Origin of the sequence: Gelidibacter maritimus, assembly GCF_014062315.1 — a bacterium.
GTDB classification, from domain to species: Bacteria; Bacteroidota; Bacteroidia; order Flavobacteriales; family Flavobacteriaceae; genus Gelidibacter; species Gelidibacter maritimus.
In genome coordinates this window covers 381,735-397,411 of record NZ_JACGLT010000003.1, presented here as the reverse complement: position 1 = coordinate 397,411, position 15,677 = coordinate 381,735, and the positions used below count along the sequence as shown (strand labels likewise).

Genomic DNA, 15,677 nt, shown 5'->3' with positions numbered 1-15,677 from the left:
TATTCCATAGAGTTCCACCAAGGTAACACACAAAGAAAAAGTCCAAAGGCTCAGAGGTTAGGGATTATGGACTATTTGCAAAGCTGAAACTCGAAACTCAAAACATAAACTTTTGAACTTTGAGTTCTCTCCTAACGAAGTATGACTGCCTCTAAAAAAATATTCCTATTTTTGCACAACTAAAAATTGACAAAAATGAACGCATACATATTTCCAGGTCAAGGTGCTCAATTTAACGGAATGGGATTGGACCTTTATGAAAAATCAGCCGAAGCCCAAGAGCTTTTTGAAAAGGCCAATTCAATTTTAGGTTTTCATATCACCGACATCATGTTTGAAGGCTCCGCAGAAGATCTTAAAGAAACCAAGGTGACGCAACCAGCTGTTTTTTTACATTCGGTAATTTTAGCCAAAACATTAGGTGCTCAATTCAGACCTGATATGGTTGCGGGACATAGTTTAGGTGAGTTTTCCGCTCTGGTTGCCAGTGGTGCCTTATCTTTTGAAGACGGCTTAAAATTGGTGTCACAGCGTGCGTTGGCCATGCAAAAAGCTTGTGAAATCACACCGAGCACAATGGCTGCAGTTTTAGGCTTGGACGATGCCATAGTTGAAGATGTTTGTGCCAAAACGGAAGGTATTGTTGTGGCCGCAAATTATAATTGTCCTGGTCAATTGGTTATTTCTGGTGAAGTAGATGCAATCAACCGCGCCTGTGAAGCTATGAAAGAAGCCGGTGCCAGACGTGCTTTGGTATTGCCTGTTGGAGGCGCATTCCATTCTCCTTTGATGGAGCCAGCCAGAGAAGAATTGGCAGCGGCTATTGAAAACACACCGTTCAGCAAACCAAATTGCCCAATTTATCAAAACGTTACTGCAAGTGCCGTAATCAATGAAAAGGACATTAAAGCTAACTTGATTTCGCAATTGACTGCTCCTGTACGTTGGACACAATCGGTGCAGCAAATGATTATAGATGGCGCTAACTCATTCACTGAGGTAGGTCCGGGGAATGTATTGCAAGGTTTGGTCAAAAAAATAAACAGAGAAGCGCAAACAGCTGCCGCAACTTTTACTCCTAATTAATAATCGATGAAAATATCAAGAACCGCAAGCATCATCTTATTGATTGTTGCCAATATTGCTATCGATCAAATTTCTAAATTTATAGTTCGAGCAAAAATTGCAACCAATGAGATCATTGAACTTATAGGCGACACCTTTATCATGACCAAGGTTGAAAACTCTGGTGCATTTTTAGGCTTGGGCAGTGACTTGAGCCCCACTTTAAAATGGATTTTATTATTGATTCTGCCCGTTATTGTATTAGGCGGGGTGATCTATTATATCATCACTAACAAAACCTTGGACAGATTAAGCCTGATTGCATTCTGCTGCATTGTAGGTGGTGGGATTGCCAATGTTTTTGATCGATTCATGTACGGATCAGTCACCGATTTTTTTCATATCGATTTAGGAGGCGTGTTCAGAACCGGCATCTTTAACGTGGCCGATATGTCTGTAAGCTTTGGAATGATCTTATTGGTTATTGCAAGTTTTAAACAGAAGGAACAAGAGAAAGTAAACGCATAAAAAAAGCCTCAATAAACTGAGGCTTTTTTTATAATAATATTGGTTTTCTATCTTGCTAAATTACAATCTTCACAATCTTTAACTTCTCCATAATAGGTTTCTCTATATTTATGAAGTGTTCGGTACGGAATACTTAAAAATTGTTTTTTAATATAGGTAACTTGTGTTACTAAAGCACCCATTTTTGGTGTAAATCGTCCTTCAGCTTTTGTTTCTCTTTTAATACTAAACAGTTTCATTTGTTCTTTTCTTTTGTTTTTAACGATCAAATCCATTCGCCATTTCAATCTCTAATTGATTAGAATTTTCAAGGCTCATTTCATCATTTATTCAGTGAACATTAACTACAAAGAAACGAAATAGTAGCCAAAAATCCAAGTAAACATCTTTAAAAGCATGTCTATCAATATGTTAATTACGACACTGATAATTATCTGGCAACATTATTGCCATATCAACAATTGAATCCGCACCTTGTTAGGAGATGTTTATTCCCAAAACGGCTATTGTTTGTATATTTGGCCCTCTTTCATCACAAATACAATAGTGGTCATGGTATCTATATGTTTGGTTGGATCATCATTGGTGGCAACAATATCTGCTATAAAACCTTCTTTTAATTGTCCAATTTCATTTTCCATTTTCAACAACATGGCATTGGTAACAGTGGCACTTTGGATTGCTTTCATTGGAGGCATTCCTGCTTCTACCATATACCCAAATTCTTTAGCATTTTCACCATGGGCAAAAACGCCAGCGTCGGTCCCAAACCCAATGCCCACGCCTTTTTTATAGGCTCTTGCAAACATGGCTTGCATTCTTGGGCCAATATCCAAAGCCTTTCCAACGATCACCTCAGGATAATAATTAGGGATCTTGGCCTTTTCAGTAACTGATTTCCCAGCAATAATTGTCGGCACCAAATACACATCATGTTTTTTCATGAGTTCCATGGTTTCATCGCTCATAAACGTACCGTGTTCAATAGTTTTCACACCGCCAAGGATAGCACGTTGCATACCGTCATCGCCATGCGCATGGGCTGCGACATTCATATCGTAGTCTTTTGCCGCATCACAGATGGCTTTTATTTCTTCAACCGTAAATTGTGGATTCTGTCCACTTTTGGCAACACTTAAAACACCGCCTGTGGCTGTAATTTTTATCCAATCGGCACCATTTTTATAGCGCTGACGTACTGCTTTTTTCGCATCATCAACACTATTGACCACTCCTTCCTTTGGGCCCGGATCGCCCATCAATTCTCTTTTGGAACCGTTAGTAGGATCCGCATGACCACCTGTTGTCGCCAAGGATTTTTCGGCAGTAAAAACTCTTGGACCGACAACCTTGCCTGCATTGATCGCATTTCTTAAAGCCACATTAACCCCTGAGCCACCCAAGTCTCTCACGGTTGTAAATCCGGACATCAAAGTCACATTGGCCAGCTTTTGGGCATTAAAGGCAATATCTGCCTCATTGAGCGTGTATTTCTGCAAATAGGATGCTGGATTGCTTTCACCTTCAATATGAACGTGCATATCAATCAGTCCGGGCATCACAGTTTTTGACTTCAAATCAATCACCACATCGTCAGCCGATGTAGGTGTAGAGAAACCATCCTCAATTGCTATGATCTTCTTTCCTGAAACAACAATCGTTTTATTGGTTAAAACTTTGCCATCCTTGGTATCAATCAGTTTACCGCAATGCAAATACGTGTTTTGGCCAAAAAATAGCGTACTGACTAAAAGGCTGCAAAAAAGAAGTGCTTTTTTCATGGTTGTGGTTTTATATGTTTCTGAGATGTTTTTCCCATTTCCAAGCAGATAACAGGGCATCGTCTAAATTGCTTTCTGCTTTCCAGCCCAATTCGGTATTAGCTTTGGTCGTATCGGCATAGGCCTGAATGACATCACCTTCACGTCTTGGAGCAATCTTGTAATTAAGTTTCTGACCTGAGGCCTTTTCAAAAGACTGTATGACTTCCAAAACAGAGCTCCCCTTACCTGTTCCCAAATTAAAGATCTCATAATTTGAGGTGTTATTCTTTCCAACCAACCTTTCTAGCGCTACTACATGCGCTTTTGCCAGATCAACGACATGGATATAATCTCTGATACATGTACCATCTGGTGTTGGATAATCATCTCCAAAAACCGAAAGTTCCTTACGTAAACCTGCGGCAGTTTGGGTGATAAAAGGCACCAAGTTTTGCGGAACGCCAATAGGCAATTCGCCAATTTTTGTACTACTATGAGCACCGATTGGATTAAAATAGCGTAATGCAATGGCATTTAAAGTACTATTGACCTTGCAGGTATCCTTGATAACTTCTTCACCAATTTGTTTGGTATTGCCATAAGGTGACTCTGCTGCTTTTATTGGCGCAGATTCGGTAATCGGCATTTCATCCGCTTGCCCATAAACCGTACATGACGAACTAAAAATAAAGTTCTGTGTCGGCAAATGCAATAATGATTTAAGAACATACACCAAGGTGTTGATGTTGTTTTCATAATAAAGTAACGGTTTCTCAACGCTCTCCCCTACGGCTTTACTGGCCGCAAAATGGATGACACCAACAATATCCTGATGGTTCTCAAAGAAGGATTCCACTTTTGATTTTTCTTTTAAATCTAACTTTTCGAACGCTGGGGCTTTCCCGGTAATTGCTGTAATTCCTGCCAAAACATCAATTGAAGAATTGGAAAGATCATCAATAATAACCACTTCAAAGCCTTTTTGTTGTAATTCCACCACGGTATGTGAACCGATAAAACCTAAACCCCCTGTAACTAAAACCTTTTTCATTTATGAATTTGAATTTACAAAATTAATAACTGTTGACGTGATAAAATCAATTTGATCAGACTCCAATTCGGTATGCATAGGCAATGAAATGACCTCTTTTACCAACTGATTGGTGACGACAAAATCTTCTTCTTTATATCTTGAATCCTTATACGCCTTTTGAAGATGTAATGGGATTGGATAATAAACCCCACAAGGAATGCCGTTGTCGTTTAAGTGTTTTACCAAAGCATCCCGATTCGTATCTTTAACTTTTAAGGTATATTGATGGAATACATGGTTGTCTTCAGAACCCTCTCTAAAAGGTGTAACAATATTCTTATGGCCTTCAAAAGCTTTATCATAAGCATTGGCAGCTTTCAATCGGGCAGCGTTATAAGTATCCAAATATTCCAATTTTGTGTTTAAAACAGCAGCTTGGATCGAATCCAGTCGTGAATTTACACCTACCACATCATGATGGTAGCGCTCATACATACCGTGATTCACAATCCCTCTTAGCTTATGTGCCAAATCATCATCGTTGGTGAAAATAGCACCACCATCACCATAACAGCCTAAGTTTTTAGAAGGAAAAAACGAGGTAGATGCCACGTGTCCAATAGTACCAATCTTGGCTTTTTTACCATCACTATAGGTATATGTAGCTCCTATGGCCTGCGCATTATCTTCAATAACAAACAGATTATGTTCCTCAGCAATTTTCATAATGGCTTCCATATTGGCACACTGTCCAAATAAATGCACCGGAATAATAGCTTTTGTATTTGGTGTGATTGCCTTTTTGATTGCGTCAATATCAATATTAAAGGTCTTTGGGTCAACATCCACCAAAACTGGAGTCAGTTGCAATAAAGCAATAACCTCAACAGTTGCAGCAAATGTAAAGTCGGCCGTGATTACTTCATCTCCTGGCTTTAAATCCAATGCCATCATGGCAATCTGTAAGGCATCTGTTCCATTGGCACAAGGGATGACGTGTTTAACATCAAGATAGTTTTCCAAATTTTTCTGAAACTCGTGTACCTGCGGGCCATTGATATATGCCGTGGCGTCAAGAACTTCAGCTATAGACGCATCAACAGACTCTTTAATTTTTAGATATTGACCTTTAAGATCAACCATTTGTATTTTTTTCATCGCGTTATATGTAGTGTGAATAGTTTAAAACTCGAAGGCTTTGTTAGATAGCGAAATTACGAAATTGCGCTGCTTATACCAATCATTCCTAAAGGTTTAATTTCAATTTTGAATCGTTAATTGGTCGGATTTACATCTCACACGAACAAAATTCCGTAGTGTTTTTAAAGCAATCTAATAGAAAGAAATGTATTTTAGCGCAAATCATTCCTCTTGAAACAACTTTACAACATAGCAATCTATGCCGCTGGGTTTATTCTTAACACTCTTGCTCTTTTCAATAAAAAAATCAAATTGGGCGTGGAGGGGCGTTCACAAACTTTCAAAATCTTAGAAGAACAAATAGCCAATAATCATCTTACCTTTTGGTTCCATTGTGCTTCACTTGGCGAATATGAACAAGGACTTCCAATTTTCAAACAACTAAGGGCGGAACATCCCCAGCACAAAATTGTGTTGACATTTTTCTCCCCTTCAGGTTATGAAATAAGGAAGAACACTGAAATAGCAGATGTTGTGGTTTATCTTCCGATGGATACAAAAAGCAATGCAAAACGCTTTATAAAACTTGTCAATCCTGAACTGACCATCTTTGTGAAATATGAGATTTGGCCAAATTATCTCAACGAATTAAAGAGGCGCGGTTTAAGAGCCATTCTGATTTCTGCCGTCTTCCGAAAGGATCAAACCTACTTCCAGTTTTATGGTGGTATGATGCAAGATGCATTAAGAACGTTTGAGCATATTTTTGTGCAAGATGAAAACTCTAAGTTGCTATTAAACACTTCTCATTTTGATAATGTCACCGTGGCAGGTGATACTCGTTACGATCGTGTTTCCGATCAACTTTTGCAAGACAACAAACTCTCTTTTATAGAAGATTTTGTAGATGGTAAGTTATGTATTGTAGCAGGAAGCTCTTGGCCTGAAGATGAAGCGTTGCTTATACCCTATATTAATTCAATGACATCAGATAGTGTCAAATTTATCATCGCACCCCATAATATCAAAAGTAATCAGATTGTTCATCTCACCAATAAGCTCAATAAAAAAACCGTCCTGTTCTCAGAAAAAGATAATAAAGACCTTTCGGAATTTCAAATATTTATTGTCGATACCATAGGTCTTTTAAGCAAGGTTTACAGTTATGCCGACATTGCCTATGTAGGTGGGGCCATGGGAAATACCGGGCTTCATAATATATTAGAACCTGCGGTATTTGGCCTGCCAATAATCATAGGAAAAAATTATAAGAAATTCCCCGAAGCCTTTCAAATGATAGCACATGGCGGTGTCAAGTCTATATCGGACAAGCAAGAACTTCAAGATTCACTTGATCGATTACTTGACAATCCTAAAGAAAGAAAGACAATTGGCAATTTGAACAGTAGCTTTATTAATAAAAACAAAGGTGCCGTGGTCCAAATAATGAACTATATCCGTAAATAAGCTATCAACATCGGTTAATATCTAAAAAGTGCTCCCAATTTTGTTGAGATCAGCCATAAGTTACTTAAATTCGAGTTGCTAAAAACACTAAACTATTTATGATGAAAAAATTACTATTAAGTTCCGCCTTGGTATTTGCCATGGGTTTCTCATTGACATCATGTAGAGATACAGATAAAAAATCAGATGATTCAGTGATTATTATAGAAAAGGAAACTGACAAAACCGAAGGTGCCTTAGAAAAAGCCGGAAAAGCTATTGACAATGCTGCCAAGGAAGTTAAAGAAGCAGGAAAAGCTGTGGACAGCGCTGCCAAAGAAGTTGTTGGTGACGATAACTAAGAACACAGTATTGTTGGGATAGATCCATTAAGACTCATCACTTTGGTGGGTCTTTTTTAATTCCTACACGAAAACAAAAAACCCTGACAATCTTTTGATTATCAGGGCTTAGTACTCAAGGCGGGACTTGAACCCGCACGTCCATAATGGACACAGGATTTTAAGTCCGGCGTGTCTACCGATTCCACCACTTGAGCAGGTGCACAAAGTACTCATTGTTTAAAACCAATGTTCCGCAGCAGCGGAATCCATACTTTTGCTTTTCGGTACTGAGCGAAAAACGGGATTCGAACCCGCGACCTCCACCTTGGCAAGGTGGCGCTCTACCAACTGAGCTATTTTCGCGTTATTGCAATTAAATTAAAGAACCTTATCCGACGTCTATCGGATTGCGAGGGCAAATTTAATACATTTCTTAGAATTGCAAAGCCTTTTGAGCAAAAAAAGACGTTTTTTTTATGCATGTTTCTTTTTCAACAACATACGCTTAATTTCATTCAACTTCATAAGCGCCTCCACTGGCGTCAAAACATCAATGTCTATCGTCACAATCTCCTCCTTAATTTGCTCCAATAAAGGATCATCCAAATTAAAAAAGCTCAATTGCATATCGTTTTCAAGGGTTCTTACTTTATCGGTCAACTCTTCACTACTGTGCGACTTTTCCAATTGCTTTAGAATCTTATTTGCGCGATGAATGACTTGCTGCGGCATTCCTGCCATTTTAGCCACATGGATACCAAAACTATGTTGACTGCCACCTTCCACCAGCTTTCTCAAGAAAAGCACATTGTTTTTTAATTCTTTAACAGATACGTTGAAGTTTTTGATGCGTGCAAAGGTTTCGGTCATTTCATTCAATTCGTGGTAATGCGTGGCAAATAGAGTTTTGGCCCTACTCGGATGTTCGTGCAAATACTCACTAATGGCCCAGGCAATGGAAATACCATCATACGTACTTGTACCACGACCGATCTCATCCAACAAAACCAGACTTCGTTCAGAGATATTGTTTAGAATGGATGCGGTTTCATTCATCTCTACCATAAAAGTGGACTCGCCCATCGAAATATTATCACTTGCGCCGACCCTTGTAAATATTTTATCGGTCAATCCAATCTTGGCATGTTCTGCTGGTACAAAACTTCCCATTTGCGCCAATAAAACAATTAACGCTGTTTGACGCAAAATAGCCGATTTACCAGACATATTAGGCCCAGTAATCATGATGATTTGCTGTTTATCTCTGTCTAAATAAACATCGTTGACAATATAAGGTTCACCGTGTGGCAATTGTTTTTCAATCACGGGGTGTCTTCCATTTTTGATATCCAAAGCAAAAGAGTCGTTGATTTCTGGACGGGTGTATTTATTTTCAAAAGCCAATTGGGCAAACCCGCATAAACAATCTAATTGCGCAATCAAGGCCGAATTTTTCTGAACAGGTTTTATAAACTGCTCAATCCATAAGACCAATTCTGAAAACAATTGCTGCTCAATGGCCAGAATCCGCTCCTCCGCTCCAAGGATTTTTGTCTCGTATTCCTTTAGTTCTTCGGTGATATACCGTTCTGCATTCACCAGGGTCTGCTTCCTGATCCAATGCTCAGGCACTTTATCGCGATGGCTGTGGCGCACTTCTATATAATACCCATAGACATTGTTGGACGCTATTTTGAGGGAGGTAATCCCGGTGACTTCACTTTCGCGTTGCAACATGGCATCTAAATAATCTTTGCCAGAAGTGGACAAAGACCTCAGCTCCTTTAATTCTGGAGAGAAATCTGATGCAATAGTATTGCCCTTTAAAATATTTACCGGAGCCTCTTCATTTAATGTCGCTTTGATACGTTGGCGCAGCTCTTCGCACAGTTCCAAACCATCACCAATATGCTGCAAGGCTTTATTATCTGTTTTCTGCGTAAGTGCTTTTATTGGCACAATAGCCTCCAATGCATTTTTCAATTGGACGACTTCTCTTGGCGAGATTTTAACCGTTGCCACTTTTGAAATCAGTCGTTCAATATCATTGATGGATTTTATTTGATTCTGTATTTTTTTCAGAAGCACAGCATCGTCCAAAAGATACTGAACCACTTCATGACGCTGATTGATTTTTTCCATGTCAATGAGCGGTAATGCCAGCCAACGCTTCAATAAACGTCCTCCCATGGGTGAAATGCTGCGGTCAATTACATCAATTAAGGTTACTGCGTTTTGATTGTATGATTGATAAAGCTCTAGGTTTCTAATTGTAAATCGATCCATCCAAACATGGTCGTTCTTAGTAATGCGATGAATAGAAGTGATGTGCTGCAATCTGTGATGTTGGGTTTCACTCAAATAATGTAATACAGCGCCAGAAGCCACGATGCCTTCATATAGTTCTTCAATCCCAAATCCTTTTAAAGATTTTGTTTGAAAATGTTTGAGCAAAGTTTCCGTGGCATAATCATCCTGAAACACCCAATCTTCCATATAGAACGTATGATATTCCGGACCAAAAGCTTCTTTAAATGCATTACGCTTTGGTTTGGACACTAAAATTTCACTCGGGTTGAAGTTTTGAAGCAATTTATCTACATACTCAGCATTCCCTTGCGATATTAGGAACTCACCCGTGGATACATCGAGAAAAGACACCCCAATTAAGTTCTTACCAAAGCAGACCGCAGCCAAGAAGTTATTGGATTTTGAATTTAAAATATCATCGTTCAAGGCCACGCCCGGAGTTACCAATTCCGTTACTCCACGCTTGACAATTTTTTTTGTTTGCTTAGGATCTTCCAGTTGATCGCATATCGCAACACGACACCCGGCCTTGACCAATTTTGGCAAATAGGTATTTATGGAATGATGTGGAAACCCAGCCAGCTCCGTTTCACTGGTACTTCCAGCACCACGTTTGGTCAAAATAATATCCAATATTTTGGAGGCTTTTACCGCATCCTCTCCAAAGGTTTCGTAAAAATCGCCCACCCTAAAAAGCAATAAGGCATCAGGATACTTTGCTTTGATAGCATTGTATTGTTTCATTAAAGGCGTTTCTTTTTTTACTTTTTTTGCCAAGGGATTTGTGTTTTTTAGTGGTATTTTTGACCTGAATATCAGGACTGCCAAGATACTTATTATTTGAGGGTTTGGAAAATAGAGGGCGCAGAAGTTATTTACAATTAATAAACGGGCTAATAAGCCATGAGTTCTTGAGTAGTTATGCCACAGAGATTCGCCAAGTTTTCGCGGTGTTGTACTGAGGGTTTTATTGAATTTATATAATATTTGTGGTGATATTTGAGAGATTTCCTCCCGATAATTATTGGGATTGGAGAAATGATAAAAGTATTTTAAATGAGAAAACTAAAAAATAGCGAGCTTGACCGATTGAGTGTTGACGAATTTAAAAAGACAGAAAAATCACCGATTATCATTGTTCTGGACAATATCAGAAGTTTAAATAATATCGGATCAGTATTTAGAACCTCGGATGCTTTTTTGGTTGAAAAAATCTACTTGTGCGGGATTACGGCAACCCCGCCCCACAAGGACATCCATAAAACAGCCTTGGGAAGTACTGAAACTGTAGCTTGGGAATATGCCGAAAACACACTCGATTTAATCCAGAAACTCAAATTGGATGGTGTTGTTGTTGTTTCCATCGAACAAGCCGAAAAGACGGTCATGTTAAATAATTTTACACCGCAACCTCAAACTACATACGCTTTGGTATTTGGCAATGAAGTAAAAGGCGTATCTCAGAGCGTGGTGAGTGCCAGCGATTTGATTTTGGAGATTCCGCAATTTGGAACTAAACATTCGTTAAATATTTCAGTGAGCTGCGGCCTGGTGGTATGGGACGTGTTTAGTAAGATGAGGACTATAAATGTATAATGGTTGAAGAAGCGCAAAAGATAAAGTTCAATAAAAAAAAGCACCAAACGCCAAAAAGAAAATTTATAACCAGTGAATAACTCCAAAATCAGCGTTATCTACATTCCATTTCTAACACAGGTACGGAGGTGGCAAGTATAAGTTTATCAACTTCTAAGAGGAACTGAAATGGCCACTTTGGGTCTTACTAAAGTCAAGCTTCCCACTTTAAACTTCCGCCTTTCTGCAAATTTCATCCAAAATCCACAAATAATCTGCTCTGTTTTCTACAAAATCTCGATCTGAAATATCAATGATCTTAACGTTGAGTTCAGTCTGATTTTTCAAAAACTCCAAGTAACCCGTATTGATCTTTTCGAGATAGTCGTTTTGAATGTTTTGTTCGTAATCGCGACCACGCTTTTTGATGTTTTCTTGCAAACGTGTCGTATTTTGATACAAATAGACATATAAATCAGGTTTGGCAATGTCCTTATACATCAAATAAAATAGCTTTCTGTAAAGCCTAAACTCGTCTTCAGGCAAGGTAATCTTTGAAAAAATAAGCGATTTATAAATATCATAATCGCTCACCATAAAATCCTTGAAAAGATCCAATTGCGATAAATCATCGCTGATTTGTTGATACCTATCGGCCAAAAAGGACATTTCCAAAGTAAATGCGTAGCGCTGTGGCGCTTTATAGAATTTCGGTAAAAACGGATTGTCGGCAAAGCGCTCCAATATCAACTTCCCATTAAAATCATTCGCAATCTCATGTGCTAAGCTCGTTTTACCCGCGCCAATATTCCCTTCTATGGCAATATAATTAAAGTCTCCAAAGCCGTATTGCTTCATCGGGTTTTTCAACCATATATTAATGGGCTCAATAACACTATCGTCTTCACACACTTCCAATAGCTCAGCAACTGATAGTTCAGTTTTAGGATGCATCAATTTTGGAGCAATGTCATATAAAGGCTGTAAAACAAATCGGCGTTTGTGCATTTGAGGATGCGGGGTGGTAATTATTTCCGATGTTATGATTTGGTCATCATAAAACAGGACGTCCAAATCAATTGCTCTGGACTCATAAACACCACTCAGTTGGCGCGTCCGCCCAAGTAACGTTTCAATGGCTAAAAGCTTAAGCATCACGTCTTCGGCAGAAAAATGGGTGTCCACAAAAACACAGGCATTGTAAAAGTAATCAGCAGGAGCTGCTTCCTTAAAGCCCAACGCGGGCGTGTTATAAACTCTTGAGATTATATTAATTTTGCCAATGCGTTCAAATATTAGATCAACAGCATCTTGCAGATGTTTTAATCTGTCGCCTTTATTGCTGCCAAGTGCGATATAAACTTTATGCGGTTGATTCATAATTGATGCCAAAATAAAGAAAACAAAATCATTTTGTGTGCTATTTTTGTTGAAAAAAATAATTTAAAACATCACAATGTCATTCATGATTAAGTATTTTTACCTGTAGGTATTTCCTTATTTTTAAATAACATTTTCATCATAAGTGACCTAAGAAATAAACGGCCTTGAAAAACTGCTAAAGTTTTATTAAACTTTAACATTTGCTCGACTTTTGCAGTAAACTTTGCGTATATATACATACTAAACTATTGTCTTTCATTTTGTGAGAGTAAAAACTAAATTTTTTAATGAAGAAATTTCTAAAAATCACCGGCATTACCCTATTAGTCATCATTATTCTGTTGATTGCCTTGCCTTTTGTGTTCCAATCACAAATAAAGGATATGGTCAAAAAATCGATTAATCAAAACCTCAATGCCAATGTGGAGTTTAACGATGTAAACTTAAGTTTGTTCAGAAGTTTTCCGCAAGCTCACGTCGAGGTCAATGATTTGGTCATCACTAATTTTGAACCTTTTAAGGATGAAACCTTTGTGACCGCTAAAAACATAAATTTCACCATGTCAATAAAGGAATTATTCAAATCAGCCGATGAGGCCATTGTTGTAAATTCCATCAATGTCAACGAAGCCCTCCTGACCCTTAAAACAGATGCTTTTGGCAATGTAAATTATGATATTGTAAAAGAAAGTGATACGCCACAAGACACGACCTCATCTAATTTTTCTTTTGATATTGAGAAATATAGCATTAACAATAGTGCATTAACCTATATTGATGTACCAGCCGACATGCAATTTTATGTCACTCAATTGAATCATACTGGAAAAGGCACATTCTCTGGCGACGTCTCTGAATTGGATACAAAATCTGAAGCAAAGGTGAGCTTAACAATGGACAGCATCAATTATTTGAACAATAACCACGTTAAGTTGGATGCCCTTATCGACATGGATTTGAATGCTCAAAAATATACCTTTAAAGAAAATAAAGCGCTCATCAATCAATTACCAATCCAATTTAACGGATTTGTTCAACTTATAGAAGACGGCCAGAACATTGACCTTTCGTTCACGAATACGGGTTCATCATTTAAGGATTTTTTAGCCGTGATTCCTGAAACTTATTCTAAGAACTTAGACAATGTTGAAACGACTGGAAATTTCAAGATCAATGGCGTCATTAAAGGGAAGGTTACAGAAACCACCATCCCTACCTTGGATATCAGCATCAAGTCTGACAATGCGTCATTCAAATATCCTGACTTGCCTAAACGCGTTGAAAATATTATAATTGATACGGAAATCAAAAATGATTCTGGAAACGCCGACGATACCTATGTTGCCATCAATACCCTAAATTTTAAAATTGATAGTGATGTCTTCAAATCGTCAGCCTTGATTAAAAATCTTACCGGCAATATGCAGGTTACCGCCGATGTGGATGGCACCTTGAACTTGGCAAACCTCACCAAGGCCTATCCTATTGAACTTGAAAACGAACTTAGCGGAATCCTCAAAGCCAAATTGAATACTGCTTTTGATATGAATGCTGTTGAAACAAGTGCCTATGATAAAATTAAGGCTTCTGGAAACGCATCAATCAGCGACTTGGTATTTACTTCAGATGCTATGAACCAACCGCTACATATTTCGAAGGCAGAAATGACTTTCAATCCGTCTACAGTTAGCTTAAACAGCTTTAATGCAAAAACGGGACGAAGTGATTTTTCGGCCACCGGAACAATCAATAATTTAATCGGGTTTATGCTGAGCAAGAAAGTCAATTTAAAGGGCAATTTCAAACTGAACTCCAATACGCTGGCCTTGAACGATTTTATGAGTGAGGAAACTGAAACCACCGCTGCTGCGACTTCTAAAAAAGAAGCTGTTACAACGGAAGCCTTGAAAATTCCAAAATTTTTAGAATGCACTGTCACAGCAAATGCCAACACCGTTATCTATGACAACCTCAACTTAAAGAACGTGAAGGGTGTTTTAACCATAAAAGATCAACAGGCCACCATTGATAATCTGAGTTCAACTATTTTTGACGGCATCTTATCACTCTCGGGAAATGTCAGTACCAAAGCAGACACACCATCGTTTAATTTAAATTTGGACGCCAATAGTTTTGACATTTCAAAGTCTTTCAATGATTTAGAGTTGCTACAAAATTTAGCACCAATAGCCAAAGTGCTTCAAGGCAAGTTAAACAGTAGTATTAAAATATCTGGAACTTTGGACAACGAGTTTTCTCCAAATTTAAGTACCATTTCAGGAAGCGCCATTTCAGAACTGTTGACCACAGATATTAATGAAAATTCAAGTCCGTTGTTATCAAAACTTGAAGGTGCCTTAAGTTTTATTGATTTCAGCAAATTGGATATGAATGATTTAAAAGTCAATTTGGAATTTGATAACGGCAAGGTAAACATCAAACCCTTTGATTTAGCCTATCATGATATTGGCATCACCGTTTCTGGAGCTCATGGCTTTGACAAAACAATGGCTTATGACGCTGTTTTTAATGTCCCTGCAAAATACTTAGGAAGTGAGATCAATCGTCTTATTGGAAAAATAAACGACAATGAGGTCAACAACATTACCATTCCGGTTACTGCCAACATTTCTGGGTCGTTTACCAACCCAAAGGTGTCCACAGACTTAACCAGTGGCGTGACCAATTTAACCAAACAACTGGTTGAGATTGAAAAGCAAAAATTAATTGGCAAGGGTAAGGATAAAATAAAAGATCTTTTAGGTGGGGTTATAGGAGGTAATGCAAATCAGACCTCCGATGAAAACACTACGGCCATAGATTCTACTGAATCTTCAACGCCACCAATCAGTACACCTAGCCCAACTACAAAAAAAGATAGCGCTGAGAATAATAAGGAGACCATAAAAAACACACTAAAGGATCTTTTCAAATCCCGAAACAAGAAAAAAGACTCGGTCAATTAAAGAAATTGGAATCACGCTTGTGATATCAGAAATTGGAGAATTTATTGGATTTTGGGCAAAAACAGCCTCTAATTTAAAAAAAATTATCCAATTATGTTAAAGTATTGTGAGTATGTTTGCTTTT

12 protein-coding genes and 2 tRNA genes are annotated in these 15,677 nt (G+C 38.2%); 6 read left to right on the top strand and 8 right to left on the bottom strand.

Features of this window, described 5'->3' with window-relative positions; all coding sequences use genetic code 11:
* Positions 1 to 195 precede the first annotated feature (195 nt).
* Together fabD and lspA are read left to right on the top strand one after the other, a co-directional pair.
* On the top strand, positions 196 to 1,086 hold the full coding sequence (gene fabD / locus H3Z82_RS06135; RefSeq protein WP_182203700.1) for an ACP S-malonyltransferase: 891 nt from the start codon (positions 196 to 198) through the stop codon (positions 1,084 to 1,086).
* Between the two features lie 6 nt (positions 1,087 to 1,092).
* A complete protein-coding gene (gene lspA / locus H3Z82_RS06130) occupies positions 1,093 to 1,593 on the top strand; it encodes a signal peptidase II (protein WP_182203697.1) in 501 nt (166 codons plus the stop codon).
* A 47-nt stretch (positions 1,594 to 1,640) separates the two neighbouring features.
* Here the strand turns inward: lspA and H3Z82_RS06125 are convergent, their stop codons facing one another.
* The 4 genes from H3Z82_RS06125 to H3Z82_RS06110 form a co-directional block, all read right to left on the bottom strand.
* Positions 1,641 to 1,832 (bottom strand): hypothetical protein, encoded by a 192-nt coding sequence (locus H3Z82_RS06125; protein WP_182203695.1) that lies wholly within the window; start codon positions 1,830 to 1,832, stop codon positions 1,641 to 1,643.
* Between the two features lie 264 nt (positions 1,833 to 2,096).
* The gene (locus H3Z82_RS06120) at positions 2,097 to 3,374 is read right to left on the bottom strand and encodes a metal-dependent hydrolase family protein (RefSeq protein ID WP_182203693.1); all 1,278 of its coding nucleotides are present in this window, start codon (positions 3,372 to 3,374) and stop codon (positions 2,097 to 2,099) included.
* Between the two features lie 10 nt (positions 3,375 to 3,384).
* On the bottom strand, positions 3,385 to 4,407 hold the full coding sequence (gene galE, locus H3Z82_RS06115; RefSeq protein ID WP_182203690.1) for a UDP-glucose 4-epimerase GalE: 1,023 nt from the start codon (positions 4,405 to 4,407) through the stop codon (positions 3,385 to 3,387).
* The gene (locus tag H3Z82_RS06110) at positions 4,408 to 5,547 is read right to left on the bottom strand and encodes a DegT/DnrJ/EryC1/StrS family aminotransferase (RefSeq protein WP_182203688.1); all 1,140 of its coding nucleotides are present in this window, start codon (positions 5,545 to 5,547) and stop codon (positions 4,408 to 4,410) included.
* A 213-nt stretch (positions 5,548 to 5,760) separates the two neighbouring features.
* Here H3Z82_RS06110 and H3Z82_RS06105 point away from each other — a divergent pair, with 213 nt between their 5' ends.
* Together H3Z82_RS06105 and H3Z82_RS06100 are read left to right on the top strand one after the other, a co-directional pair.
* Positions 5,761 to 6,996: a 3-deoxy-D-manno-octulosonic acid transferase gene (locus H3Z82_RS06105; protein ID WP_182203686.1), complete on the top strand. Its 1,236-nt coding sequence runs from the start codon at positions 5,761 to 5,763 to the stop codon at positions 6,994 to 6,996.
* A 101-nt stretch (positions 6,997 to 7,097) separates the two neighbouring features.
* Entirely contained in the window at positions 7,098 to 7,337 is a 240-nt protein-coding gene (locus tag H3Z82_RS06100; protein ID WP_182203683.1) for a hypothetical protein, read from the top strand.
* A 112-nt stretch (positions 7,338 to 7,449) separates the two neighbouring features.
* Here H3Z82_RS06100 and H3Z82_RS06095 read toward each other — a convergent pair.
* The 3 genes from H3Z82_RS06095 to mutS all read right to left on the bottom strand — a co-directional run bounded on the left by H3Z82_RS06095 (position 7,450) and on the right by mutS (position 10,406).
* Positions 7,450 to 7,534: transfer RNA gene (locus H3Z82_RS06095), tRNA-Leu, on the bottom strand.
* A gap of 75 nt (positions 7,535 to 7,609) precedes the next feature.
* Positions 7,610 to 7,682, bottom strand: a tRNA-Gly gene (locus tag H3Z82_RS06090).
* A gap of 111 nt (positions 7,683 to 7,793) precedes the next feature.
* Positions 7,794 to 10,406, bottom strand: a complete 2,613-nt coding sequence (gene mutS, locus H3Z82_RS06085) for a DNA mismatch repair protein MutS (protein ID WP_182203681.1) — start codon at positions 10,404 to 10,406, stop codon at positions 7,794 to 7,796.
* Positions 10,407 to 10,685: 279 nt separating this feature from the next.
* On the opposite strand from mutS, the gene H3Z82_RS06080 reads away from it, so the two are divergent.
* Positions 10,686 to 11,225 (top strand): RNA methyltransferase, encoded by a 540-nt coding sequence (locus H3Z82_RS06080; RefSeq protein WP_182203679.1) that lies wholly within the window; start codon positions 10,686 to 10,688, stop codon positions 11,223 to 11,225.
* A gap of 207 nt (positions 11,226 to 11,432) precedes the next feature.
* Here the strand turns inward: H3Z82_RS06080 and folK are convergent, their stop codons facing one another.
* On the bottom strand, positions 11,433 to 12,584 hold the full coding sequence (gene folK, locus H3Z82_RS06075) for a 2-amino-4-hydroxy-6-hydroxymethyldihydropteridine diphosphokinase (RefSeq protein WP_182203677.1): 1,152 nt from the start codon (positions 12,582 to 12,584) through the stop codon (positions 11,433 to 11,435).
* A gap of 290 nt (positions 12,585 to 12,874) precedes the next feature.
* Here folK and H3Z82_RS06070 point away from each other — a divergent pair, with 290 nt between their 5' ends.
* Entirely contained in the window at positions 12,875 to 15,553 is a 2,679-nt protein-coding gene (locus H3Z82_RS06070; protein ID WP_182203675.1) for an AsmA-like C-terminal region-containing protein, read from the top strand.
* Positions 15,554 to 15,677: the final 124 nt, after the last annotated feature.